Here is a 24,792-nt window from a genome sequence, read left to right on the forward strand (position 1 = left end):
CGGGAGCCCTGGCGGCCCGTGGACGCCGCTTCCTGCCCGAGCTGGTGGACCTCATCATGACCTGCCGGATCCACCCGGGGGCCGTCTTCGACCTGACCCTTCCGCTCGGGGAGGTGGCCGAGGGGTGCAAGGCGATGGACGAGCGCCGCGCGGCCAAGGTGCTGCTCACCCTCTGACCCGTGCGCTCCCCACCGGTGCACGGCGGCGGAGCACCGCGGAGGTCCACCGGTGGGACACGCTCCCCGTCCCGGGCGCCGTGCCCCGCCCCGCGCGGGGGCCCGCCCCGGGGCGGGGAGCCCCGTCGTGGGGCGGGCGCTCCGGATGAGGTCGGGGTCTCCCATTGACCCAACATATCAACGAGCGTTAGTTTGTTGGTATGTCCTCCGACTCCTGTGAACTCCTCTGCCTCGACCTTCCCCAGGCCGAGGCGGTCCGCGCCCGCGTGCCCGCCGACGATGACGTCCGGCTCGCCGCCGATCGGGCCCGGGCCCTGGCCGACCCCACCCGGCTGCGCGTCGCCCGCGCGCTGGCGGTCGGCGACGAACTGTGCGTGTGCGATCTGGCCTGGGTCTGCTCCGCCTCGCAGAACCTCGTCTCCCACCACGTGCGCCAACTGCGCACCGCCGGGCTGGCCGCCTCCCGGCGCGAGGGCAAGCTCGTCATGTACCGCCTCACCGACGCGGGACACGCCCTGCTGGCACTGCTGCTGCCCGACTCCGCACCCGCCGTGAGAGAGGGCTGAACCGTGTCCGACCTGTGCTGCGGCGGCGACGGGGCGTCCGAGCCCCGCCGGGACCGCCCGACGCCGAACCTGACAGCCGCGCCCGCGTCCCGGGCCCCCGACTCGGTCACCTGCTCCTGCTGCTCGGGCGGCGACGCCCGCGGGCGCCCCCGCCCGGTCACCGCCGACGGTGTTCCCAACGACGGTCACGCCGGCGCCGGGGCGGCGTCCGACGCCGACGGCTGCGGCGACCCCACCTGCGGCGCCGGCGCCCCGGAGCCGGAGGAGACACCGGGCGCGTGGTGGGACTCGGCCACCGTCCGGTGGGCGGGCCTGGCCGGTGCCCTGTGGCTGTCCGGACTGGTCGGCGAGTGGCTCGCGCCGGTGCCGGTCCTGGCCACCGTGCTGTTCGCGGGAGCGATCGCGGCGGGCGGGCGGACCTTCGTCCCCGGCAGCCTGCGCGCCCTGCTCCGCGGCAGGCTGGGCGTGGGCACGCTGATGACCGTGGCCATGGCCGGAGCCGTCCTGCTCGGCGAGGTGGGCGAGGCCGCGATGCTCGCCTTCCTGTTCTCCCTGGCCGAGGCCCTGGAGGACCACGCCGTGGCCCGCACCCGCCACGGCCTGCGCGCCCTGCTCGACCTGGTCCCTCCCCGGGCCACCGTGCTGCGCGAGGGCCGCGAGACCACCGTGGACCCCGCCGACCTCGACGTCGGGGACCTGCTCCTGGTCCGGCCCGGCGAGCGCGTCGCCACCGACGGCGTCGTCCGCGCGGGCCGCTCCACCGTGGACACCTCCACCGTCACCGGCGAATCCGTCCCCGTCGAGGCCGTCGAGGGGACCGAGGTGTTCGCCGGGACCGTCAACGGGGGCGGAGCCCTGGAGGTCGAGGCCACCGCGCGGGTGGCCGACAACTCCCTGTCCCGGATCGTGCACGTCGTCGAACGCGAGCAGGCTCGCAAGGGCGCCGCCCAGCGCCTGGCCGCCCGGATCGCCCGGCCCCTGGTGCCCGGCATCCTCGTCGCCGCGGCCCTGATCGCTCTGGTCGGCTCCCTGTTCGGCGATCCTGGAGTGTGGATCGAGCGCGCCCTGGTGGTGCTGGTGGCCGCATCCCCGTGCGCCTTCGCCATCTCCGTGCCCGTCACCGTGGTCGCCGCCATCGGCGCCGCGAGCCGGTCGGGCGTGCTGGTCAAGGGCGGGGCCGCCCTGGAGGCGTTCGGAACGGTGCGGGTGGTCGCCCTGGACAAGACCGGAACCCTCACCCGCAACGCGCCCGCCGTGGTGGCCGTCGCGCCCGCGCACGGGCGCACCCGCGAGGAGGTCCTGGCCCTGGCCGCCGCGCTGGAGGCGCGCAGCGAACACCCGCTGGCCGCCGCGATCCTGGCCGCCCACCCCGACCCCGCACCCGCCCGGGACGTGGCGGCGGTGGCCGGAAACGGCCTGACCGGCACCTCGGCCGACGGCACGCCCCTGCGGCTCGGCCGCCCCGGCTACATCGACCCCGGGCCGCTGGCGCCGGAGGTGGCCCGACTCCAGGAGCAGGGCGCCACCACCGTCCTGGTCGAGGCCGACGGCCGCCTGGTCGGCGCCGTCGCGATCCGCGACGAGCTGCGTGGCGAGGCCGCCGAGGCGGTCGCCGCCCTGCACCGCATGGGCGTGCGCACCGTGATGCTCACCGGCGACAACGAGCGCACCGCCCGCGCCCTGGCGGCGCGGGTCGGCGTCGGCGAGGTCCACGCCGACCTGCGCCCCGAGGACAAGTCGGCCCTGGTCAGCGCTCTGCGCCGCCACGGGCCGGTGGCGATGGTGGGCGACGGCGTCAACGACGCCCCCGCCCTGGCCACCGCCGACACCGGGGTGGCCATGGGAGCCATGGGCACCGACGTGGCGATCGAGACCGCCGACATCGCCCTCATGGGCGAGGACCTGCGGGCGCTGCCCCGGGCCCTGGCCCACGCCCGCCGGGCCCGGCGGATCATGCTCCAGAGCCTGCTGCTGTCGGGGGCGATCCTGCTGGTCCTCATCCCGCTGTCCGCGTTCGGGGTGCTGGGTCTGGCGGCGGTCATCCTCATCCACGAGCTGGCCGAGGTCCTGGTCATCGCCAACGGGGTGCGCGCCGGGCGCCGCGCTCCGGTCACTGTCTCCCCTTCCGCCTCCTCGGACGCGGACGCCGCGCGGACACCGGAACACACGTGAGCGCCGCCGCCGCACCGGTTTCCCGCCGCCACCCTCCTGGCGGTGCTGCTGCCCGTCGCGCCCTACACGGTGTCGCTGTCGGCGGCGGCCGCGGTGCGCCTGGCCTGCCTGGGAGCGGTCGCGTCCGGGGTCCGCGCCGTGGGCCGCGACGCCGCCGCCACCGGCTCACCGGTCCGGGAACGGGAACCGGCGGGCCGGTCCTGGACGCGGGCCCCGCACCCGCCGTACCCGCTCAGGCGGACCGGCGCGTACGGGCCTGACCGGCAAGGCGGGCCGAGCCCCGGGTCCGGGTGGACCGGCGCCCGCGCCCCGCCCCGAAATCACGGTCTTCCCCGGCCTTCCTCGGTACGGTCGAACCCTCACGCCGAGCGCATCCGGAGGTCACGTGCAGCCCTTGTCCCTCGCCCAGATCGCCGCCGCCACCGGCGGACGGGTCACCGACGCCGATCCCGCGACCCAGGCGACCGGGGTCGCCTTCGACTCGCGCGGGGTCCGCCCCGGGGACCTGTTCGTCGCGCTGCCAGGGGAGGGCCGGGACGGGCACGACTTCGCCCCGGCCGCCGTCGGGGCCGGGGCGGTCGCGGTGCTCGCCGCCCGCCCGCTCGACCTGCCCGCCGTGGTGGTGGACGACCCGCTGACCGCCTTGGGGAGCTGGGCCCGCGCCCATGTCGAGGCGCTGGCGGATCTGGACGTGATCGCGCTGACCGGCTCCTCGGGGAAGACCTCCACCAAGGACCTCATCGCCCAAGTGCTCCAGCGCGCCGGAGCCACCGTCTTCACGCGGGGGTCGTTCAACAACGAGATCGGCCTCCCGCTCACCGCCCTGGAGGCCACCGCCGACACCCGCCACCTCGTGGTGGAGATGGGCGCACGCGGACAGGGGCACATCACCTACCTCACCGGCATCACCCCGCCACGGATCGGGGCGGTGCTCAACGTCGGCACCGCGCACGCCGGGGAGTTCGGCGGCCCGGACATGACCGCGAAGGCCAAGGGCGAGCTGGTCGAGGCGCTGCCCGCCGCGGCCGAGGGCGGGGTGGCGGTGCTCAACGCCGACGATCCGCGGGTGGCCGCGATGTCCGCGCGCACCAAGGCCGAGGTGGTCACCTTCGGCGTGGAGCACAGCGCTGACGTGTACGCCACCGATGTCACCCTCGACGGGCGGGGCAGGGCGTCGTTCACCCTGCACACCCCGACCGGGGCCGCCCCGGTGCGCCTCCAGGTGGTGGGGGAGCACCAGGTGCCCAACGCGCTCGCCGCCGCCGCCATCGCCGGTGCGGCGGGCATGGACGTCGACCAGATCGGTAGGGCGCTCACCGAGGCGGAGTCGTTGTCGGAGGGGCGGATGCGCGTCACCGAACGCCCCGACGGGGTGACGGTGGTCAACGACGCCTACAACGCCAACACCGACTCCACGAGCGCGGCGCTGCGCGCGCTGGCGCACCTGGGCCGGGGGAGCGGGGGACGCACGATCGCCCTGCTGGGGGAGATGCGCGAACTCGGGGACGGCTCGGAGCGGGAGCACCGCAGGGTCGGCGCGCTCGCCGCGTCGCTGGGCGTCGACGTGCTGGTCGCGGTGGGCCGGGCGGAGGCGCACGCGCTCGCGGACGAGTACGGGCCCGGCGGCCAGGTGGTCGCGGACAGGGCCGCGGCCGGGGAATGGCTGGAGCGGTACGACCTCCGGGCCGGGGACGTGGTGCTCGTCAAGGGTGCCAACGCCCTGAAGCTGGGGGAGCTCGCGGACGCGCTCGCGGCCCGGTAGGCGGGGGCCGCCGCGGGCGCCCCGCCCGGCGGGGCGCCCGCAGCCGTCGCCGCCCCGTCGGCGGAGCAGCGGTGACGCGACCCCGACGGAGGATGCGCCACAATCTCCGGATGACCGACGACCGCTTCATGCTGATCCACGACCCGGAACTCCAGGCCAGGGGCGAACGCGTCCTGGGCGCGGAGTTCCGGGCGATGAGCGAGAGGGTGCTGCGCGCCACGGAGCTGACCTCCCGCCTCAACGTCCTCCCGTTCGACGACGAGGAGGGGAAGGCGGCGCTGTTCGAGCAGATCCTGGGCCGTCCCCTCCCCGCACGGGTGACGATCTATCCGCCCTTCTACACCGACCACGGCCTGCGCCTGGACCTGGCCGAGCGCGTCTTCGTCAACCAGGGCTGCACGTTCCTCGACTACGCGGGCATCCGGTTGGGCGAGGGCGTGATGGTCGGCCCGAAGGCCACGTTCATCACGGTCGGCCACCCGGTGGACCCCGGCGAGCGGCGCCGGTTCCTCAGCGGTGCGCCCATCGACGTGGCGGAGAACGTGTGGATCGGCGCCGGTGCGACGATCCTGCCCGGCGTCAGCATCGGCCGCGACGCCGTCGTGGCCGCCGGGACGGTCGTGGCCGACGACGTTCCGGCCGCGAGCCTGGTCGCCGGGCCCAAGGGCACGGTGCGCCGACGCTGGTAGCGCCGGACCGCCGGGGCCCGAACCGGGTACTCGTCCGGACGGCCCCTCAGCCCGGACGCACGTTGCCCAGGAACCGCTCGACGGTGATCTCGATGACCACCCGGTCCGGGTTCTCCCGCGGCGTCTTGTAGCGCTCGCCGTAGCGGCGCACCGCCTCCGCGACCCGCTCGGGGTCGTCGGAGACCGTCGCGCGGCCCTCCACCGTGCACCAGGAGCGCCCCTCCACCTGCGACACCGACACCCGGGCGCCGGGATGGGCCGCGAGGTTGCGCGCCTTGTAGCTGCCGCCCGAGGAGATCACCCGCACCAGGCGCGCCTCGGCGTCGTAGGTCGCCCCCACCGGGACCTGGTGGATGGACCCGTCCGGGCGCGGTGAGGCCAGCGTGCACAGCCGCCGCTGCGCCCAGAACCGTGTGAACTCGTCCTCGTCCATCCCGCCCCCCTGGTCCGGTCGTCCCCAGCATCCCACCGCCCCGCCCCGGCCCTCCACCGGGGCGGGGACACCGGTGTGACCCGTGTGGCGTTGACGGTCGGCGCCCGGTGGCCGAAACCCGGGGACGGGCACCGAACCCGTCCCTGACGGGCGCCTGCTCCCCTCGTGCCGGTGGCCGACGAGCCGACACACCGCGGCCCGGGCGCCACCTGCGCGGAGACCGGAAAGCCTGGCAGCGCGGGCGTTTTCACGCCACAATCGGCGCCATGACACGTACGCGGTGGGTCCGGGCGGGTGTCGCGGCGACCCTGTTCCTGGGCGCGGCGGCCGTCCTCCTGTGGCTCGCCGACGGCCCCGACCCGCTCCGGGCGCGGGCCGCCGCCGGTGTCGGCGCCGGCGCCGTGCTGGCACTCGCCGTGACCGCGCTCGCCCGGACGGGGCGGGCCGCGCCGCGCCCGACGGCACCGGCGACCGGCGACGGCGCGGCCAACACCCTCACCGGGGGCGTGAGCGGCGGCACCGTGATCCAGGGGCGCACCCTCACCGTGCACCAGCCGAGGCACCACACGGTCATCGACACGCAGATCGTCCACGCGCCGGCCGCCGAACCCGACTGGCCCGTCGTCGTCGGGGTCCTGCCCAACGAGGCCGACCACTTCCAGGAGCGGGACCTGACCGGTCGGATGGACCACGCGGCCCGGGGCCGCCCCGGGGCCGTGCCGGGCCTGGTCCTGACGGGGATGGGCGGGGCGGGCAAGACCCAGCTGGCCGCCCACCACGCCCGCGCCCTCCTGGCGAAGGGGCGGGTCGACCTGGTGGTGTGGGTTCCCGCGGCCGAACGGTCCGCCATCACGCAGACCTACGCCGACGCCGCCCGCCGGGTCGTCTCCGGCCACGTGGACGAGGACCCCGAACGGGCGGCCCACCAGTTCCTCGCCTGGCTCCAGACCACCGACCGGCGCTGGCTGGTCGTGCTGGACAACCTCGACGTCCCCCGGCACGCGAGCGGTCTGTGGCCGCCCAGCGCCACCCCCGCCACTCCCGCCGCCGACGGACCGGGACCGCAGGGCCGCCTCGTGGTCACCACCCGCCGCACCGACACCGCACTGGCCGGTCGGGGCCGCACGTTCGTCGGCGTCGGCACCTACGCGCCGCCGGAGTCCCTCGCCTACCTGGCCACCGCGCTCCGCGACCTGCCCCGGACCCCCGGCGAAGCGGAGCTGAGGGCCCTGGCCGACGAACTGGGCCACCTGCCGCTCGCCCTGTCCCACGCAGCCGCCTACGTCCGCGACCGCAGGAGCGGCATGACCTGCGACTCCTACCGCGTCCTGCTCCGGGACCGGCGCCGCACCCTGGCGAGGGTGTTCCCGGAGAGGGAGAGCCTGCCCGACGACGGATCCCGGACGGTGGCCACCACCTGGGCGGTCTCCGTCGAGCACGCCGACACCCTGGCCCCCCAAGGGCTGGCGCGGCCGATGATGCGGCTGGTCAGCGTGCTGGACCCCACCGGCATCCCCGCCGCGGTCCTGACCTCGGAGCCCGTTCTGGACCACCTCCACCGCGCACGTCCCGAGGGTCCGCGGCCCACGGGCCAGGACGCCGACGACGCCCTGTCCGCGCTGGCCAGACTGCACCTGGTCACCCGCACGGGGTTCGGGCACGACGCCGTGGTGGGCGCGCACCGCCTCGTGCAGCGCGCCACCCGGGACCATCCCGCGACCGGAGCCGACCGCGACACCGTGCACACGGCCGCCGAGGCGCTCCTGTCGGTCTGGCCCGTGCGCGTGCACGCCAGTTCCCTGGGGCAGCGGCTGCGCGCCAACGCCGCCGCGCTGGACGAGCACGGCGGCGAGTGGCTGTGGGGGGACGGCGCGCACCGGGTGCTGTTCGCGCTCGGGCGCAGCTTCGGCCGCTCCGGCGCGCTCTCCCAGGCCGCGGCCCGGTTCGAGTCCCTGGTGGAGGCCGCCGACCTCCGGCTGGGCCCCGGGCACCCGGACTCGCTGGCGGCCCGCCACGAACTCGTCCTGTGGCGCGGCATGGCGGGTGAGGCCACCGACGCCGCCCGGGCCTTCCGGGACCTGGTCGAGGACATGACGCGGGTCCTGGGCGCCGACCACCCCCAGACCCTGGTCACCCGGGTCCAGGCGGCGCGGTGGCGCGGACGGGCGGGTGACTCCCGAGGCGCGTGCGAGGCGCTGGAGGACCTTCTGCCGGGCCTGCTGCGCCGCCTGGGCCCCGACCACCCCGAGGCGCTGGCCGCGCGCGGCCATCTGGCCTCCTCGAAGGGGCGGGCGGGTGACGTCGACGGCGCCATCGCGGACTTCGAGGCCCTTCTGCCCGACCAGCTGAGGATCCTGGGGCCCGGCCACCCCGACACCCTCAGCACCCGCGGCCAGATCTCCGCCTGGCGGGGCGCCAGGGGAGACCACGCGGGCGCGCTGGACGGGCTCGGCGAACTCCTGGCGGACCAGGTCCGGTATCTGGGCGCCGACCACCCCCACGTCCTCACCACCCGCCACATCCTGGCCCGTTTCCGCGGTGAGTCGGGCGATCCCCTGCGGGCGGCCGAGGCGATGGAGGCCCTTCTGCCCGACCAGCTGCGGATCCTGGGGCCCGACCACCCCAAGACCCGGGAGATCGGTGCCGATCTGGAGCTGTGGCGCCGGAGGGCACGGGTCGGCGGGGGAGGGTGACGCACTCAGTCGACGGCGCCGACAGCCGCGCGGCTCAGGCCTTGATCTCGCGGAACCGGGGGACGCCCGTGAGGAGTACGACCGCCTCCCACAGGCGCAGGGACTCCTCCCGGCCCGGCGGTTCGGCGAGGACGGGGCCGAAGACCGCCCGCGACGCCCCGTCGGCGCCGGCCAGGGCCAGGATGGGCGTTCCGACCTCACCGTGCACACGGCGCACGGCGTCGTGGTGGGAGGCGCGCAGGAAGGCGTCGTGCTCCTCGGAGAGACCGGCCCCGGCCAGGTCCTCGGGCAGCCCCGCCCGGCGCAGGGCGTCGGCGAGGCCGCCGGTCCACTCGCCCTCCGCGGCCTCCTCCCCGGTCCACGAAGCCTCGTGGAACCGGCCGAGCGCCTCGTGCCCGTGGCCGCTCTGCACCGCCGCGCACACGCGGGCGGGGATCCACAGGTAGCCCTCCGTGTCGCCCTCGGGGTCCTCGTCCCTGCCCTCGTTGAGCACCGACAGGCTCATCACCCGCCACCGGACCGTGACCGGGCGCTCCTGGGAGACCCCGCGCAGCCAGCGCGCGGTGACCCAGCTCAGCGGGCAGGACGGGTCGAACCAGAAGTCGACCGTCCAGGGCTCGTGGGTCATGGCGGGGCCTCCTCGTCGCGGCGTCACGGCCGCCCGAGCGTACTCTCCCTGGGCACCAGAGCGAACCCCGGGCGCACGCGGCGCGACTCGGCCGCGCCCTCCGCGCCGCCCTCCAGCCGGGCCAGCAGCGCGTCCACCGCGGCCCGCGCGATGGCCTGCTTGTGCGGCGCGATGGTGGTGAGGGCCGCCGTGCAGTAGCGGCCCTCCTCTATGTCGTCGAAGCCCACGACCGCGACGTCCTCGGGCACCCGCAGGCCGCGTTCGGTCAGCGTGCGCATGGCGCCGATCGCGATGAGGTCGTTGTAGCAGAAGACGGCGTCGGGCGCGGTCCCCGAGTCCAGGAGGCGGGCCATCGCCTGGGCGCCGTCCCGGCGCGTGTAGCCGTCGGTGCTGGCCACCAGGGCGTCGTCCGCCGCCGCCCCCGCCGCGCTGACGGTCTCGCGCCATCCGCGCAGGCGCAGGTGGGCGGGCTGGCGCGAGCGGCCGTGGCGGGCGCCGATGAAGGCGATGCGGCGGCGGCCCAGGTCGAGCAGGTGCTGGGTGGCGGTGCGGGCGGCGGCCACGTTGTCGATGGCGATGTGGTCGTAGGGCGCCTCGTACTCGCGCTCGCCCAACAGCACCAGGGGGGCGTCGTGCCCGCGCGCGAGCAGGTCCTCGTTCTCCAGCTCGATCGGGCTCAGGATCAGCCCGTCGATCAGCCGGGCGTGGAAGCCCTGCGCGAACAGCACCTCCTGGTCCCTGCGGCCGTAGGTGTGGTCGAGCAGGACGATGCGGTCGAGCCCGGCGGCGTAGTTGATCACGGCGTCGGCGAGTTCGGCGAAGTAGGGGTTGCCCAGCTCGGGCAGGGCCAGCGCGATGATGCCGGTGCGGCCCTTGCGCAGGTGGCGCGCGGTCAGGTTGGGCCGGTAGCCGAGTTCGTCGATGACCTGCTGCACGCGCTGGCGGGTGGCGGGTGTGACGTGGCGGTAGCCGTTGACCACGTTGGACACCGTCTTGACCGAGACGCCCGCATGTTCCGCGACGTCCTTCAGGCTGATGGCCACAGCGCCTCCTCCGCACACGGCGCACACGTGCACGACCGTGCGCGTCCCCGCCGACCCGGCGGCGTTCCCGCGCCGTGCGGCCCGCGTGGCCCGTCGGCCTGCCGCCGTCCCCGACCCGCCGACCGTCCGCCCACACGTGGCCCCGTGCGTTCTCCGGCGATTTTTCTATCGTTATACAGCACGCGGCGGCTGCCCGTGCGAGGCTCCCGTCCAGGAGGTCCGCCGTTCGTGTGCTCCGGAACCGCCCTGGTCAGGGTTTTTCCGAGCGGGTTTCCGGGTCCGCGCGGGCCGGTGTGACCGTGCTCTCATCATGGGGAACCGTTTTTCCCACGTTGCAAAGATCGCGGCACCGCCGCACACGGTCCCTCGCCCCGGGTCGCGGACTACGGGTCCAGTACCGCGTCCGCGGCCGTCCAGCGGGACGTCCAGCGGCGCGTCGAGTCCGCCCTCCCATCCTCACGGTGACGGCCGCATCCGTGCGGAATCTGCTGGAAGGGAGCTTCGGATGGGGAACTCGGAATGGGCCCGCGCGCCGATCGGGATGGACGCGGGGCGGTGGACCACCTGGGGCGGGTGCCGCCGGGTGCTGGCCGTGGCGTGCACGGTCGCCGACGCGCAGCGTTTGATGGACCCGGTGGCGACCGTGGCCTCCGACCCGCGCGTACAGGTGGTCTTCACGGTCGCGCCCGACCAGGTGTTCGGGGCCGGGCTCGCCGCCTGGCTGGCGCGGGCCGGGGTCGTGGTGGTGCCCTGGCAGCAGGCGGTCAACACCCGCTTCGACCTCGCCCTCGCGGCCAGCACCAGCCGTGTCCTGGACCGGATCCACGCGCCCGTGGTGCTGTTCGCGCACGGCGTCGGCTTCAACAAGCTCACCCCCGCCCACCTGGGCGGACAGGGCGCGCTCGCCCGCGCCACCTACGGCCTGGGACGCGAGGGCCTGGTCCGGGACGGCCGCCTGGTCGCGGAGCGGATCGCGCTCGCCCACGACGACGAGGCCCTGCGCCTGGCCTCCGCGTGCCCCGAGGCGGTCGGCGGCGCCCGCGTCGTGGGGGACGCCGCCGCGGACCGGATCCTGGCCTCGTTGGAGCGGCGCCCGTGGTGCCGGTCCCAGCTCGGGCTGGGCCCCGACGACGTGTGGGTGGTGGCGGCCTCCACCTGGGGGCCCTCGTCGCTGCTGGGGTCCCGGCGAACCCTGCTCGGACGCCTGGTCGTGGACGCGGTGTCCGCGTCCTGCCGGATCGGTCTGCTCGTGCACCCGAACGTGTGGGCCGCCCACGGCGACTGGCAGGTGCACCAGTGGCTGGGCCCGCTCATCGCCCAGGGGCTGGAGGTGGTGCCGGTGGACGCCGAATGGGCCAGCGCCCTGGCCGCCGCCGACGCGGTGGTGGGGGACCACGGCTCCACCACCGTCTACGCCACCCTGACCGGACGGCCCGTGCTGGTGGCCGACGACGGGCGGGCGGACGTGGACGCCGCCTCGCCCATGGGACAGGTCCTGCGCACCCTTCCGGCCGTGCGCGGGGACGCCCCGCTCGCGGGCCGGGCCCCGCGCTCCGTTGAGGCGGCCGAGCGGGAGGCGCTGCGCGCCGTGGCCGCGCGGATCACCTCCCACCCCGGCCGCTTCGCCCAGCGCACGCGCGCGGTGCTCTACGAGGTCCTGGGGTTGGACGAACCCGACATCCTGCCCGCCGCGCGCCCGCTCCGTCCGCTGGGCTGGGACATGCGCGGGTGGGCGGCGTGACCCCGGAGGCCTCCCCGGTACGGGCCCGGCACACAGCGGCCGCCGATCCCGGGGAGCACGCGTTCACCGCCGACCCGTCCCGGGGGCGCCTTCCCGTGCGCACGAGGACTTCCGCTCCGTCCCGGGAGCACGTCCTTGTGGTGCCGGGTGCCCCCGACCCGCTCTGGGGGGACCTCCCCGCCGGGTCGGACGCCCCTTGCGTCGCCGACCCGTGCAGCCCTTTCGGTCGACCGGACATCGCCGACGTCCTCCTGTGCCGCTGCGGGCACGCGTCCCCCTCGCCGAGGGAGGCGGGGCTCGCACTGCTGCGAGCCCACCCGGGCTGCCTGGTGGCAGCGGTGCACGGCCCCGACGGACGGGGAGTCCTGGCCACCCCGTGGGGGCTCGTCCTCGTCACACCGGTCACCTCCGCCGGAGGCGCCGCGCGCGGCGCGGACCGGTGGGGGACGGTCGCGGCCGCGGCCCTCGTGTACGCGTGGCTGGTCAGCGGTCGCGACCTGACAGCGCTCCCCGACACCGTGCTCAGGTCCGCACGGAACCCGTCCGTCCCCTCACCACCCGACACCGGCGCGGGCGGCGGCCCCGCTCCGGAGCCCGCCCCCCTCCGGGGAGGGCCGCCCGTCCACGAGGTGTACGTGCGCGCCGAACCCCGGTGAGGGGGTCATCCCAACGCCTCCAGGCGTCCCTCCACACGCAGTCTGACCGGGTCCGCGGGCGGCAGCAGCTCCACCGCCCCCTCGTAGGCCTCGCGGGCCCGGCCGGGCTCCCCTCGGCGTTCGGCGAGTTCTCCGATCGCCTCCAGGGCCTTGCCCTGGCCGGAGGCCGAGCCGCGCTCGCGCATCACCTCCAGCGCCCGTTCCAGTTCCCCGGAGGCGGACGCGAACTCCTCCATGGCGGCGAGGACGGTGCCCAGGACGATCCTGGTCCGGGCCTGGTTGTAGGCGTCCCCGTCCAGGAGGGGGAGGGCGCGCTCCAGGGCCAGGCGGGCCGGGCCGAGGTCCCCGAGGGCGTGGCGGGCCCGGCCGAGCATGAACAGGCTGATGGCCAGGTTGTGGGTGACCCCGGTCCGCTCGTCCGTCGCCACCGCCAGGGCGAGGTGGTCGGCGGCCTGCCCGGGGAGGTGGTTCTGGAAGGCCACGATGCCCCGGCGCTGCTGGGTCTGGGCCAGGCGTTCCAGGTCCTGATGGCGCCGCCAGACCCGTTCGGCGGCGTCCAGGTCGGCCATCGCCTCGTCGACACCGGCGAGGTGACTGTGCACCAGCGCGCGGTTGTTCAGCAGCCGCGCGACCGTCGTCTCCTCCAGGTCGGCCGAGGGCTCCCCGAGAACGGGCGCGGCGGCACGCAGCCACAACCGCGCCTGGCCGTGGTGCAGGAACAGCGACCACAGGCCGTCCAGCAGGCGCGGCACGTGCTCGTGCGCTCCCAGCCGCGGCGCCAGTTCGGCCAGGGCGGCGAGGTTGTCGCGCTCCCGGTTGAGCCAGGCCGTGGCCTGCGCGGCGTCGGTGAAGGGTGAGCCCGCCACCGCCCGGTTGCCCGCGTAGGGCCGCAGCACGGCGTCGGCCGAGACCGCCAGGTCGGCGAACCCGGACACCAGACGCGTCAGCGACCGGTGGCGGGCGCCGGACTCCTCCTCGGCCTCGGCCTTCTCCGCGGCGTGCAGGCGCAGCAGGTCGTGGAAGGAGAAGCGCTCGGCGCTGTGCTCGGTCAGCAGGTGGTGGCGGGCGAGGGCGGCCAGCCCCGCCTCGCACTCGGCCGCCGGGCGGCCGGTGAGGTGGGCGGCCAGTTCACCGGTGACGTCGGGGCCCGGGTGCCAGGCCAGTCGCCGGTAGAGCAGGGCGGGAAAGACCGGCAGGGAGGCGTAGGACAGGTCGAAGGCGTTGCGCACGGACACGTCCATACCCATTTCCCTGCTCGCGGTGTCCAGGTGGTCGAGCCGACGGGGAGCGGAGCGCAGGCGCCGCTCGGTGTCCCGCCAGGTCCGGCTGCGGGTGCCGTGGTCGACGGCGACCGTGCACACGGCCACCGGCAGCGCCGAACACAGGGAGACGACGCCGTGCATGGCCTTCCGGTCGGCCTCCCCGTCGGGGGAGCGGCCGCTGAGTTCGGAGAGCAGGGCCACCCCCTCGGCCCCCGTCATCGGCGGCAGGTCCACGAACTGCCCGCCGTCCAGGCGCAGTCCGGCCAGCCGCAGACGCGTGGTGACCACCACCGTGCCGAGGTCGCCCCCGGGCAGCAGGGCGCGGACCTGGGCGGCGGAGAGGGCGTCGTCCAACAGCAGCGACACGGGCGCGTGCGCGGTGGCCGACCTCCACCAGGCCGCGCGTGTGGCGAGGTCCGCCGGTGCCGTCCCGATCTGCACGCCCACGGCTCGGAGCAGCACGTCCAGCACGTCGTGGGGGTCGGCGGGCGGGCCGGGGGAGAAGCCGTGCAGGTCCACGAACAGCTGCCCGCCGCCGCCCAGTTCCGGGTGCGCGCGCAGGAACTCCGTCGCCAGCGCGGACTTGCCCACCCCCGCCGAGCCCGTGATCACCACCAGCGCGTGGCGGCCGCGGGCGTGGGCGCGCGACACGGCCGCCTCCATCGCCCGCATCGGGTGGGGCCGTTCCACGAAGACGGCGGGCGCGGCGGGGAGTTGGCGGGGGACGAGGTCGGACGCGGGGGCCAGGCGCAGGTTCACGTCCCCGTGGAGCGAGCCGACCTGGACGGCGGTTCCGCTGATGTCGCCGCGCACGGTGTTGGTCCGGGTGCCTGGGTCGGTGGTCGGGGAGGTGTGACCGGGGGAGTCCACGTGGTCTCCTAAAACACCTGTGACAAATGGTGTGTAAGGGGCTCCTGGTGAGCCGGGTTTCAGTCCTCTCCAACCAGTGTTGAATTTCTTTCTTCGAAGGGCAACTTGCTGATCGTTCGGGTTGGCTCTAGGAGAGGTTTGTGTCTTGCATATGCACGTGCTAATGCGTTCGCTTATGCAAGAATGCGAGGTCATGGCCAGTCGGGACACGGTTTGATGCAGTATGAGAGGCCCGCCGCTTTGGGCGGCGGGCCTCATATCTGATGTGGCTGGAAGGTTAGGTGGGCGTCGCCGCAGAGATGAGGGGGGCGCTCCAAATCACCACCCAGGTCGCCGCAGCCCAGATCGAAGCTTTGAGTACAGTAGGAGACATCATCGGGCGTTTTCCTTCTTGCTCTTGTATTGCTTCAGTCGCAATTGCTGAGAGCTGGTAGAGGGTCCGGTGAAAGGCGGGGCGTTTCAGTCCTAGCTGGACGCCCCGCCGCTTGCCGTGCTGCAAGCGCACAGAATGGTGAACAGCACCAAGCTGGCGCCAAGCGGGTCAAATCCTACTCATGACGGCAGGCCCGCGCGCAGAGAAAACCGTTCTGTTACCCGTTGCCCAGGTTTTCGAGCAGTGTTCGGGAGACCTGGGATTCGGAGGCCTGCAACGTATCGAAGATCGCCATAGCCTGCTGGAGGCACGTGCGAGCTTCGGGTGTATCGCCACGTGAGCTGAGATGCTGGCCCAGAGCGAGCAGGGCCGTGGCGTGTTCCTTGCGCAGACCGTGCTGTTGCGCCGTTGATGAGGCCTTCCGCAGACGGGTTTCCACCTCGGTGTGCCGCCCGGCAGCCTCTTCGATCCGAGCCAGCCCCAGCAGCGCCTCGGTCCTCGCCTGAGGAGTCACGAACCCGTCCATCGCAAGGCTACGTCGAAAGCAAAGATACGCCTGGTAGGGATGGCCTGCTGCGGCGTGTGCCGTGCCCAGGTTCGTCAGAACCGTGCTCTTGGTCCAGGGGTCTCCGAAAGACTCCAGGATGCCCAACGCCTCATGAAGACACGACGCGGCCTGCTCCGGTTGGCCGCGGTACAGTGAAAGTTCGCCCATGTTCGCCAAGGCGACGGCCGCTTTGCGTCTGTCACCGCGTTGGCGGGCCATGGTGAGGACAGCCTCGCACAGCTCCCAGGCCTGGTGCCGGTATCCCAGTTGCTCGAAGGCGCCCGCCAGATTGAGTTGGACGCTCATGAGCGACCCCGGGTCCGTCGAACGCTCCAGGACGGTGGAAGCGTCGCTGAAGTCGGCGATCGCCTCATGGGAAGCGCTCACCGCCAAGTGGAACAGCCCTCGCATCGAAAGGCAGAACACGATGCCGGGGCGATGTTGGAGCGCTTTGAAGTCCTCCAGCGCGTGTTGGAGGTCTGCCACACTTCCGTGGTAATCATTGCGCGCGTAGGTGACCAGCCCCTGTTGGGCCACAGCCCAGGCCTGCCCCACGGGGTCTGCGGCAGCCGACCACCGTTCATAGGCCATCCAGTTGTGCTCTGCGGCCTGGTCCACCTCTCCCACACGCAGAAGGACGCGTGCCAGGTCGAAGTGGGCCCTGGCCCGTTCGCGGTCCTCCCCGTGATCGCGCGCCCACTCCACCATGGCGGTGTGCAGGGTGACAGCTTCGTGCCAGGGGCCGTACACGTCCATGTAGCCACACACCACTCGCGCCAGTTGCAGAGCCGTATGGCCCACGCCGTGCCGGTCCGCCTCCGACAGCATGGTGAGCACGGTCGCCAGTTCGCGCCGGAACCAGGCCATGGCCCTCTCCTCCGGCCACGGTTCCCCGGTTGGGGGCGGCTCGTGGCCGTCGCGTCCGGGCCGGTGCGGGTGCAGGGCGTGGTCGGCTCGGCTGGTCAGCGACAGGTAGACCGCGTACATCCTCTGCTTCGCCGCGTGGGCCTGCTCCGGGGACAGGCCGTCATGCCCGCAATGGCGGGCGTGAACCTGGAGCAGGGAGTGCATTTCGAAGCGGTCAGGTTCCGGCTCGTTCAGCAGGTGGGCGCTCACCAGATCCATGAGGGCTTGGCGCGAGGCGCGCTCGTTGGGACCGACCAGTGCCGCCGCCACCCGCCCGTCCATGCTGCGGGTGGGATGCAGGCCGAGCAGGAGGAAAGCTTCCCTGGCCCTCGGATTTACGGAGCGCAAGGACACGTCGAAGATACGCGAGGGGTCTCGCCTCCCTACCCGGAAGGCGCTCAGTCCCGGGGAGGAAGGTGAGGGCAGCCGGTGCAGCAAGTCGCGTGGTGACCAGGACGGATGGAGCTGGGCCAGGTTCGCCACCAGCCCGACGGCCATCGGCAGCCTGCCGCACCGGTCGATGATCTCGGTGATGGTTTTGACCTCCTCCCCGTTCCATGGCCGGTCGAGGGCGGCGGTGAACATCTCGGCGCACTCCTCGTCGGAGGGAAGCCCGAGCGGCAGGTGGTCGGCGCCGTCGATCTCTGGCAGGTGGAAGCGGCTGGTGATCATGACCGCGCACCGGGTCCCGCTGGGGAGCAGCGGGAGGACCTGTTCGGCGCTGGCGGCGTCTTCGAGGCGCAGCAGCAGGCGCATCGACCGTGTGTGCTCGCGCCACAGAGCGACGCGTTCGGCCAGGCTCAGCACGGTGGGCGGCACCGGCACGCGCAGCAGGCGCATGAGTTCGGTGAGGGCCTCCTCCGCGCTCAGCGGAGCGGCCCGCTCGTCGTGCCCGCGCAGGTCCACCGACAGCCGGGCGTCGGGGTAGAGGTCCTTGACGCGGTGGGCCACGTGCAGGCTCAGCTGGCTCTTGCCCACCCCCGCCATCCCGCAGACGACCCACAGGTGCGCGAAACCGGACTCGGTCTCCCGCAGCCGTGAGCAGAGCAGGCGCGTCTGCGCGGTGCGCCCCCGGAAGTGCCGGGGCTCGCGCGCCAGGTTGTCGACGACCGTGCGGGGCTTCCCGGTCGCGGGTGGCGGGGTCTGCGGCCCACCGTCCCCATCCGGACCGGCGGTGGCCCGCAGCAGCAGTTCGAACCGCCGCCGCAGCGCCGGGGAGGGGTCCACGCCCAGCTCCTCCGACAGCCGCTCCCGCAACCGCTGGTAGGCCGCGAGGGCGTCGGCCGTCCGTCCCAGGGCGTGCAGCCCGTGCAGGAGGTGGCCGTGCAGGGACTCGTTGACGGGGTAGGCGACCAGAGCCGAGCCCAGGACCTCCACCGCCTCCGCGTGGTCGCCCTCGGCGATGGCCAGCGAGGCCCACACCGCCAGTGCGTCCTGGTGGGAGCGTTCCATGGACACGCGCAGCTGTTCGACCCAGCGGCCGCCCACACCGGGCAGCGCGGGCCCCTTCCACAGCGCCAGCGCCTCCTCCAGGGCCGCGCGCGCCTCGGCGGAACGGCCCGCCTGGTGCAGGGCGCGGGCGCGTGAGCGCAGGCTCCGGAAGCGCTCCCAGTCCAGCGCCTGGGCGGGGAGGCGCAGCAGGTAGCCCTCGGCGGTGTGGGTCAGGATGCCGCGGTCCAGCCCGGCCGCCTCGATCTTGCCCCGCAGGCGCGTGACGTAGGTGTGCAGTGTGCTGCGGTAGCCCTCCGGGGGAGAGCCGTTCCAGAGCCGGTCGGCCAGATCCCGAAGGGGCAGACGCCCCGGTCCCGTCAGTGCCAGGGCGGCGAGGAGCGCGCGCTCCTTGCCCGTGGTCGGGGTGACGTGGCGTCCGTCGCTGCTCAGATGGATGGAGCCCAGAACACAGAGTCTCACCGGCGGATCCTTGGGAAGTGCCCCCGTTTATTGCTCTTGCCTATATGTGTGCCCCGCTGGGATTGTTGAAACTTCTTTCTGTCCCTTTATAATGGTGCTCGATATTCTGCACGTGCATTTTCTGGTGAAAGTTCTTCGCGGCAATATCGAATGTTGTCGGAGGTGGCCTGTGGGGTTTCTGTGTGCCCGGATGGCGGTGGGTGTCCCTGTCTTCTTCTCGGGTAAGCGTGCTGGTGAGGGGGCTGGCGTGCGTCGCGGAATTGCTTCGCGAAGCCCGTTTTCGGGGGCCCGCAGGGGTGGCGGCGCCGCGAACCGGGGGATGACCGGACGTGTACCTCCGGTGCGCGCTTGGCTGAACCACCGCCCGCCCGCGGGGCTCCCCGGCCCCACCCTTCCCGTGCGGCGCTCCGGTGCCGCACCGCTGTTTCCGGGAACGCTGATTCCACGGCCGGACACGCTCCGTGCCCTCCCCGAACTCCCCCTCCCCGCGGGTGCCGTTCTCCGTGCGGCGGACAGAACGCCGGAGCGGTGGGCGGACCACGGCCGCGTCCCGTCCGCGCGGGTGCCGGTGTGGCCGTCCCCACCCCGGCTGGAGCGGGGGGCGTACCGGGACGGGTCCGGCGGCGGCTACGGTGCTGTTGGGCACAGGACGAGCGCCGCGCCGCTCCGTGTGGCCCTTTTCTTTGTCGGTAGCTTCTTGCGGCCCCGCTCCGGGGCATCCTCCGGGAGGAACTGGTGAACAGCGGCAACCCCCCTGCACGGGACATGCGCCTGATCGTGACCGGAGGAGGAACAGGCGGGCACACCTATCCGGCCCTCACCGCCGTCCGCGCGCTGCGTGACCGGCTGGCGGCGGCCGGGGTCGCCCTGAGCGTGCTGTGGGTGGGCACGGCGGACAGCCTGGAGTCCCGGGTCGCCGCCGCCAACGGAATCCCCTTCGAGTCGGTCGCGACCGGCAAGATCCGGCGCTCGAAGAACCCCCTCAAACTCGCCTCCCGGGCCAACATCAAGGACATGAGCAACGTCCCCCGGGGCGTCGCGCAGGCCCGCGCGCTGGTCTCGGACTTCGCCCCGGACGTGGTGCTGGCCACCGGCGGCTACGTGGCCGTGCCCGTGGGCCTGGCCGCGAAGATGTGCCGCCGCCCCCTCGTGGTGCACGAGCAGACGGTCCGGCTGGGCCTGGCCAACAAGGTCCTCGCCCGCGTCGCGGCCCGTGTGGCGGTGTCCTCACCGTCCACGACCGAGCTGCTCCCCGACTCCGCGCGCGACAGCGCGGTCATCACCGGCAACCCGGTGCGCCCCGAGGTGCTGACCGGGCAGGCCGACCGGGCGCCCAAGGCGCTCGGGTTCACCGGCTACGACTCCTCGCTGCCCACCGTCTACGTCACGGGCGGGGCGCAGGGCGCCGTGCAGATCAACGGCATGATCCGCGACATCCTGCCCTGGCTGCTCGCGCGCGCCAACGTCGTGCACCAGTGCGGACCGGCGAACCTGGAGGAGGCGCGCCGCAGCGCGGCCCAGCTCCCGCCCGGCCTCGCCGAGCGGTACCACCTGACGGACTTCGTCGGCCCCGAACTCCCCGACGTGCTGGCGCTGGCCGACGTGGTGGTCTCCCGCAGCGGCGCGGGGACGATCGCGGAGCTGACCGCGCTGGGCAAGGCCGCCGTGTTCGTTCCGCTGGCCTCGTCGGCGGGCGACGAGCAGCGCCACAACGCCCGCCACCTCCAGGAGTCGGGCGCGGCGGTGGCCCTGCTGGACCAGGTCGACGCCCAGGGGCTCCAGGCGGCGGTGGAACCGCTGCTGGCCGACCCGCGGCGGCGCGCGCAGATCGCGGAGCGGGCCCGCGAGCACGGGCGTCCCGACGCCGCCGACCGGCTGGTGGACGTCCTGCTGGCCGCGGCCCGGGGATAGCGGGCGCCGCCGGGACGGCGGGCGCCGACTCCGCTCCCGCCGGGGCCCGGACACGGTTCGCGGCGGTCCCGGTCCCGGCCGCCGGACCGTCGCCGCGCCCTGGGAGGACCGCGGTGAACGGCACCGGCCCCGTTCAGATCCAGCCGTGTTCGGCGGCGATGTGCGCGGCCTCGTGCCGGTTGGCGGCGTCGAGCTTGGCGACGGCGGCCGCGAGGTAGTTGCGCACCGTCCCCCGCGAGAGCGAGACGCGCCGGGCGATCTCCTCCACGGGCGCGCCGTCGCGGGCCAGGGCCAGCACGTCGGCCTCGCGCGGGCTGAGCGGGGAGTCGCCCGCGCTGATCGCCTCGGCCGCGAGTTCGGGATCGACGTAGCGGCCTCCGGCCGCGACCTTGCGCACGACCTCGGCGAAGGTGCGCGAGGACACGGTCTTGGGCAGGAAGCCGCTCACACCCGCCGCGAGCGCCGACTTCAGGTAGCCGGGGCGGCCGTGGGAGGTGACGATGACGCACCGGCATCCGGGCAGCTCGGTGGCGAGTCTGCGGGCGATCTCGATGCCGTCGGGGCCGGGCAGTTGCAGGTCGAGCAGGGCCACGTCCGGGCGGAGTTTGAGGGCCATGGCCAGCGCCTCGTCGCCGGAGGCCGCCTGGGCGACGACCTCGAAGTCCTCCTCCAGGCCGAGCAGTCCGGCGATGGCGTCGCGGATGAGGTGTTCGTCGTCGGCGACGAGGATGCGTGTCATCTGGGGGCGTCCTTCGGAAGCGGGAGCACGGCGTCGAGCAGGAACCAGTCTCCGTCACGGCGCGCCGTGACGTGCCCGCCGAGCGCGTGCAGGCGCTCGGACAGCGCGCGCAGCCCGGTGCCCTCGCCGTCCCGCGCGGACCGCGGGGGACCGGCTCCGTCGTTGGCGACGGTCAGGTGCACCTCCCCGTCCTCGTTCGCGGTCGCGAGGGTGACCTGGGTGGCCGAGGCGTGGCGCAGCAGGTTGGTGACGCCCTCGCGCACGACCCACGCCAGGGGCTCCGCGCACCGCTCGGGGACGGGATCCCCGGTCACCGTGCAGCGGATACCGGCGGACCTGAGCAGCGAACGGGCGCCCGAGACCTCGTCCTCCCAGGTCGTGCGCAGCTCGCCGCGCACGACGCGGCGGACCTCGGTGCCCGCCTCCTCGGCCAGTCCGCGGATCGCGGAGATCTCCGCCGCGGCCCGTTCGCCGTGGCCGCGCCGGACGAGTTCGGAGGCCAGTGAGCTCTTGACCGCGATCGCGGCCAGCGTGCGGCCGAACACGTCGTGCAGGTCGCGGGAGATGCGCAGGCGTTCGTTGGCCAGGGCGAGCGCGGCGCGGTCCTCGTGGGCCGCCTGGAGTTCGAGCAGCACCCGCAGCATCCACGCGCTGGACCAGCACAGCCACAGGACGGCGCTGATCATCAGCGCCCCGACCAGCAGGACCACGACGTCCCCGACCCCCACGAGCGCGGTGTTCAGCACCAGCGCCGCCGCGTGGAGCAGCAGCGCCCGGCGGGCGCGGAGGGCCGGTGCGAGGCTCGCGGCCGCCGAGGCGATCGCCGCCGCGACCGTCATGTCCATCGCGGGAAGGGGAAGCATCAGGGACACGGCGACGAACGCCGCCAGGACCAGCGCCCACCCGACGGCGGCGGTGACGGGGAACCCCCGCGCGTGCCCGACGACGGTGTCGATGCCCCACTTGGTGACGAGGACGTTCCCGCCGACCAGGAGCAGGCACAGCACGGCCGCCGCGACCAGAGCGGTCAGGGGCGCTCCGGTGAGCCGGTCGGCCTCCACCGCGCTCCGGAGGAGGGTTCCGACCGGAGTCGCGACGGCCAGGTAGACGGACCAGCGCACGTAGGTCTCGAACCTGCGCGCGCCGACCAGCGGCGGATTGCTCATGGACGTGATTCTCCCGTCACACCCGCGCCGGTCGCTGTCCGGACGGGGTCAGGGCCGGTCCCGTCCCGCGCGTGCGCCACCACACCACCGCCGCGACGGCCGCGACGCCGACGCAGAGCACGGCCACGGCGGCGGACCCGGTGCCCGCCGAACGGTCGAGCGCGGGGTTCGGATCGGCGTGCAGGACCGTGAGGACCAGGGCGGCGAGTGTGTTGTGCAGGGCGTGGACCGCGACCGCGATCTCGATGCCGCCGGTGCGCCAGGTGACGACGGCCAGGCTGACGGAGAGCGTGAGGCACCAGAGGTTGAACCACGGATCGGTCGAGATGTGGACGGCGGTGAACGCCAGACTGGAGACGAGGACGCCGAGGAACAGCGCCGTACGCGGGCCGCGCCCCCAGCTCCCGGCGACGCGGAACACGAGCCCGCGGAAACCGTACTCCTCGCCCGCCGCCTGGAGGGGCGTCAACAGGAGGTTGACGGCGAAGACCGTGAGGAGTGTGGCGGTGGACCAGTGGACCTCGCGCAGGGGCATGACGGCGGGGCCGATGAGGGAGAGGAACAGCCAGAGGGGGCCGATGAACAGGAGCGCCCGGCCCAGCAGGTCGAAGCGGAAGCTCGACAGCACCGAGTGCAGCGAAGGGCCGCGCACCCCGTAGAGCCACCGTTGGAGCATCATGCTCCACGGGATGAGCAGGGCGATCGACACGAGGTTCGCGGCGAGGAAGAGCGGCGTGTAGTCGGTGCCGCCGAAGGTCGGGTTGGTCCTGCCCATCAGGCTGTCGGCGAAGGCGGCGGCCACGGCCAGAACGATGTTGGAGGCGAACAGCCCGGCGACCAGGAGCGCGATCGCGAGGACGCCCCGGCCGATCCGGCGCCTGTCCCCGGCGAGTACGCGGTGGTACTCCACGCCCGGCGGGGCGGGCCGCGGACCGCGGCGGCGCGGGTGCGGCGCGGCCGGGCCGGAGGGCGTGCGAGCGGGCGCCTGCGCCCCGCCCTCATTCGTGGGTGCGGGGAAGAGGGCCTCCGTCTGCGGGAGGGGAGACCGGGGAGAGCGGCCGTCGTTGCTGTGCATGGTTCGACGCTAGTACGGAGTGTGATCGCCGCAGGGTGCCGCGGGTCACGAGTTCCCTCTGCGTTCCGCACGGGCCGGGCATGACATCTGTCATGCCCCGGACGCGGCGGGTTCGGCGCGGGCGCGCACCGGCCGTATGTCGGCGGGGGCGTCTAGCATCGGCGCCATGACCACTCCGTCCCAGCTGCGCAAGGCCGCGCTCGCCCTCCCGGAGGCCGAGGAGGGCACCCGCTCCGGCATGGTCGCGTTCTCGGTGCGCGGCAGGGTCTTCGCCTCGGTGACCGGGGACGGCCGGGTGCTGCTGCGCCTCCCGGACGCCGAGACCGAGGCCGCGGTGGCCGCGCACCCGACCGGGGAGCGGTGGGTGCGGGCGGGCACGCCCGTCGGTTTCGGCGTGCCCCTGGCCGACGTCAACGGCCAGGACCTCAACGCCCTGGTCCGGCGGGCCTGGTTGTCCCGCGCGCCCCGGCGGTTGGCCGCGTCGGCCGAGGCCGCCGCGTCCGCGGTCCCGGGTCAGGTGGGGGACCTGCCCCGGGCCATCGGCGCACCGGCGACCCGGGCGCTCGCGGGGGCCGGACTGACCACCCTGGAACAGGTCGCCGCGCTCACCGAGGCCGAGCTGGGCGCGCTGCACGGGGTCGGGCCCAAGGCGGTGCGGATCCTGCGCGAGGCCGTGGCCGAACGCGGGCCGTCCCCGCGCTGAGCGGCCCCGCGCCCTCGGGCGCGGGCGGGAGGGCGCGAGCCCCCGACACGGGTGGTGTTCCGGCGAACCGGAACGCCATGGGTCAGGCCGTTCCCCCGGACCGGTCCGGCAGCCCGGCGGCGCGCCGCAGGCGCGCGAACTCCCCGATGAGCGGCCCCAGCTGCCAGTGCGCGTTGCGGCCGCTGGGGTTGGGCAGCACCCACACCCGGGCGCCGCCGATCTCCGCGTCCTGGGGGCCCACCGCCGCGCGGCGTTCGGCGAAGGCCTCCCGGTAGGCGGTCACGCCCAGGACGGCCAGCCACCGGGGCCGCCACCGCAGGACCTTCTCCCGCAGTCTGCGCCCGCCCTCCACGTATTCCTCCCGGCTCAGCTCGTCCGCCTGGGCCGTGGTCCGCTCGACGACGTTGGTGATGCCCAGGCCCAGGGACAGGAGTTCGTCCTCCTCGTCGGGCCTGAACTGGCGCGGGGTGAAGCCGGACCCGTGCAGGGAGGGCCAGAAGCGCGTGCCCGGCTTGGCGAAGTGGTGCCCGACCGCTCCCGAGGTCAGACCGGGGTTGATCCCGCAGAAGAGCACGCGCAGGTCCTCGGCGATCACGTCCGGGACCAGCCTGTCCCGGGCCGCCTCCAGTTCCGCCTTGCTCGGGCCGGGCCGGCGCGGTGCGGAGCGTGCGCGCGCACGCGCGGCCCCGGCCTTCGCCCCGCCCTCGTCCGACGGGCCCTCGGCTCGTCCACTCCCGGAGTCCATGTGCCACCCTTCCGTGTGCGCTGTC

At 74.3% G+C, this 24,792-nt stretch carries 18 protein-coding genes and 1 pseudogene; 10 read left to right on the plus strand and 9 right to left on the minus strand.

Annotation, left to right across the window (positions count from 1 at the left end; translation table 11 throughout):
• Positions 1 to 23: 23 nt before the first annotated feature.
• The 5 genes and pseudogenes from EV372_RS23345 to EV372_RS23365 form a co-directional block, all read left to right on the plus strand.
• Positions 24 to 176: pseudogene (locus tag EV372_RS23345) on the plus strand (IMP dehydrogenase); the annotation flags it as partial.
• A gap of 200 nt (positions 177 to 376) precedes the next feature.
• A complete protein-coding gene (locus EV372_RS23350; protein ID WP_130397777.1) occupies positions 377 to 742 on the plus strand; it encodes an ArsR/SmtB family transcription factor in 366 nt (121 codons plus the stop codon).
• 3 nt (positions 743 to 745) lie between these two features.
• Positions 746 to 2,914, plus strand: a complete 2,169-nt coding sequence (locus EV372_RS23355; protein ID WP_130397778.1) for a heavy metal translocating P-type ATPase — start codon at positions 746 to 748, stop codon at positions 2,912 to 2,914.
• Between the two features lie 385 nt (positions 2,915 to 3,299).
• On the plus strand, positions 3,300 to 4,676 hold the full coding sequence (locus EV372_RS23360; protein ID WP_130397779.1) for a UDP-N-acetylmuramoyl-tripeptide--D-alanyl-D-alanine ligase: 1,377 nt from the start codon (positions 3,300 to 3,302) through the stop codon (positions 4,674 to 4,676).
• Positions 4,677 to 4,786: 110 nt separating this feature from the next.
• A complete protein-coding gene (locus tag EV372_RS23365) occupies positions 4,787 to 5,365 on the plus strand; it encodes a DapH/DapD/GlmU-related protein (protein WP_130397780.1) in 579 nt (192 codons plus the stop codon).
• Between the two features lie 46 nt (positions 5,366 to 5,411).
• Here the strand turns inward: EV372_RS23365 and EV372_RS23370 are convergent, their stop codons facing one another.
• Entirely contained in the window at positions 5,412 to 5,798 is a 387-nt protein-coding gene (locus tag EV372_RS23370) for a pyridoxamine 5'-phosphate oxidase family protein (RefSeq protein ID WP_130397781.1), read from the minus strand.
• A 266-nt stretch (positions 5,799 to 6,064) separates the two neighbouring features.
• Here EV372_RS23370 and EV372_RS23375 point away from each other — a divergent pair, with 266 nt between their 5' ends.
• Positions 6,065 to 8,491 (plus strand): tetratricopeptide repeat protein, encoded by a 2,427-nt coding sequence (locus EV372_RS23375; RefSeq protein ID WP_130397782.1) that lies wholly within the window; start codon positions 6,065 to 6,067, stop codon positions 8,489 to 8,491.
• 34 nt (positions 8,492 to 8,525) lie between these two features.
• On the opposite strand, the gene EV372_RS23380 is transcribed toward EV372_RS23375, so the two are convergent.
• Both EV372_RS23380 and EV372_RS23385 read right to left on the minus strand, forming a co-directional pair.
• A complete protein-coding gene (locus EV372_RS23380; protein WP_130397783.1) occupies positions 8,526 to 9,119 on the minus strand; it encodes a mycothiol-dependent nitroreductase Rv2466c family protein in 594 nt (197 codons plus the stop codon).
• Positions 9,120 to 9,142: 23 nt separating this feature from the next.
• Entirely contained in the window at positions 9,143 to 10,162 is a 1,020-nt protein-coding gene (locus EV372_RS23385; protein ID WP_130397784.1) for a LacI family DNA-binding transcriptional regulator, read from the minus strand.
• A gap of 505 nt (positions 10,163 to 10,667) precedes the next feature.
• Here EV372_RS23385 and EV372_RS23390 point away from each other — a divergent pair.
• Positions 10,668 to 11,903, plus strand: coding sequence for a hypothetical protein (locus tag EV372_RS23390; RefSeq protein WP_130397785.1), 1,236 nt, complete (start codon positions 10,668 to 10,670; stop codon positions 11,901 to 11,903).
• Positions 11,904 to 12,232: 329 nt separating this feature from the next.
• Positions 12,233 to 12,559 (plus strand): hypothetical protein, encoded by a 327-nt coding sequence (locus EV372_RS29530; protein WP_253793118.1) that lies wholly within the window; start codon positions 12,233 to 12,235, stop codon positions 12,557 to 12,559.
• Between the two features lie 5 nt (positions 12,560 to 12,564).
• Here the strand turns inward: EV372_RS29530 and EV372_RS23400 are convergent, their stop codons facing one another.
• Both EV372_RS23400 and EV372_RS23405 read right to left on the minus strand, forming a co-directional pair.
• The gene (locus tag EV372_RS23400) at positions 12,565 to 14,691 is read right to left on the minus strand and encodes a tetratricopeptide repeat protein (protein WP_130397787.1); all 2,127 of its coding nucleotides are present in this window, start codon (positions 14,689 to 14,691) and stop codon (positions 12,565 to 12,567) included.
• 590 nt (positions 14,692 to 15,281) lie between these two features.
• Positions 15,282 to 18,428, minus strand: coding sequence for a BTAD domain-containing putative transcriptional regulator (locus EV372_RS23405; protein WP_130397788.1), 3,147 nt, complete (start codon positions 18,426 to 18,428; stop codon positions 15,282 to 15,284).
• Positions 18,429 to 19,193: 765 nt separating this feature from the next.
• On the opposite strand from EV372_RS23405, the gene EV372_RS23410 reads away from it, so the two are divergent.
• On the plus strand, positions 19,194 to 20,339 hold the full coding sequence (locus EV372_RS23410; protein ID WP_486484136.1) for a UDP-N-acetylglucosamine--N-acetylmuramyl-(pentapeptide) pyrophosphoryl-undecaprenol N-acetylglucosamine transferase: 1,146 nt from the start codon (positions 19,194 to 19,196) through the stop codon (positions 20,337 to 20,339).
• A 133-nt stretch (positions 20,340 to 20,472) separates the two neighbouring features.
• Here EV372_RS23410 and EV372_RS23415 read toward each other — a convergent pair whose 3' ends face one another.
• From EV372_RS23415 to EV372_RS23425, 3 genes are read right to left on the minus strand one after another with little or no spacing between them, the layout of a single operon-like run.
• Positions 20,473 to 21,078, minus strand: coding sequence for a response regulator transcription factor (locus EV372_RS23415; RefSeq protein WP_130397790.1), 606 nt, complete (start codon positions 21,076 to 21,078; stop codon positions 20,473 to 20,475).
• Positions 21,075 to 22,244, minus strand: a complete 1,170-nt coding sequence (locus EV372_RS23420; protein ID WP_130397791.1) for a histidine kinase — start codon at positions 22,242 to 22,244, stop codon at positions 21,075 to 21,077. The genes EV372_RS23415 and EV372_RS23420 overlap by 4 nt, the downstream gene beginning before the upstream one ends.
• Positions 22,245 to 22,260: 16 nt before the next feature.
• Positions 22,261 to 23,319: a type II CAAX endopeptidase family protein gene (locus tag EV372_RS23425; RefSeq protein WP_130397792.1), complete on the minus strand. Its 1,059-nt coding sequence runs from the start codon at positions 23,317 to 23,319 to the stop codon at positions 22,261 to 22,263.
• A 166-nt stretch (positions 23,320 to 23,485) separates the two neighbouring features.
• Between EV372_RS23425 and EV372_RS23430 the strand changes: the two genes are divergently transcribed.
• Positions 23,486 to 24,022, plus strand: a complete 537-nt coding sequence (locus tag EV372_RS23430; RefSeq protein WP_130397793.1) for an MmcQ/YjbR family DNA-binding protein — start codon at positions 23,486 to 23,488, stop codon at positions 24,020 to 24,022.
• An 82-nt stretch (positions 24,023 to 24,104) separates the two neighbouring features.
• Here the strand turns inward: EV372_RS23430 and mug are convergent, their stop codons facing one another.
• Positions 24,105 to 24,650 carry a G/U mismatch-specific DNA glycosylase gene (gene mug, locus EV372_RS23435; protein WP_130399074.1) on the minus strand — a complete coding sequence of 182 codons (546 nt, stop codon included), beginning with the start codon at positions 24,648 to 24,650 and terminating at the stop codon, positions 24,105 to 24,107.
• Positions 24,651 to 24,792: the final 142 nt, after the last annotated feature.

The organism is Nocardiopsis sp. CNZ308, from assembly GCF_004217075.1.

Bases quoted from the DNA above. Each gene is read 5' to 3' on its own strand.
- EV372_RS23370 (WP_130397781.1), bottom strand. From the start codon at position 5,798: ATGGACGAGGACGAGTTCACACGGTTCTGGGCGCAGCGGCGGCTGTGC.
- EV372_RS23350 (WP_130397777.1), top strand. From the start codon at position 377: ATGTCCTCCGACTCCTGTGAACTCCTCTGCCTCGACCTTCCCCAGGCC.
- EV372_RS23375 (WP_130397782.1), top strand. From the start codon at position 6,065: ATGACACGTACGCGGTGGGTCCGGGCGGGTGTCGCGGCGACCCTGTTC.
- EV372_RS23390 (WP_130397785.1), top strand. From the start codon at position 10,668: ATGGGGAACTCGGAATGGGCCCGCGCGCCGATCGGGATGGACGCGGGG.
- EV372_RS23430 (WP_130397793.1), top strand. From the start codon at position 23,486: ATGACCACTCCGTCCCAGCTGCGCAAGGCCGCGCTCGCCCTCCCGGAG.
- EV372_RS23425 (WP_130397792.1), bottom strand. From the start codon at position 23,319: ATGCACAGCAACGACGGCCGCTCTCCCCGGTCTCCCCTCCCGCAGACG.
- EV372_RS23365 (WP_130397780.1), top strand. From the start codon at position 4,787: ATGACCGACGACCGCTTCATGCTGATCCACGACCCGGAACTCCAGGCC.
- EV372_RS23415 (WP_130397790.1), bottom strand. From the start codon at position 21,078: ATGACACGCATCCTCGTCGCCGACGACGAACACCTCATCCGCGACGCC.
- EV372_RS23420 (WP_130397791.1), bottom strand. From the start codon at position 22,244: ATGAGCAATCCGCCGCTGGTCGGCGCGCGCAGGTTCGAGACCTACGTG.
- EV372_RS23380 (WP_130397783.1), bottom strand. From the start codon at position 9,119: ATGACCCACGAGCCCTGGACGGTCGACTTCTGGTTCGACCCGTCCTGC.
- EV372_RS23410 (WP_486484136.1), top strand. From the start codon at position 19,194: ATGCGCCTGATCGTGACCGGAGGAGGAACAGGCGGGCACACCTATCCG.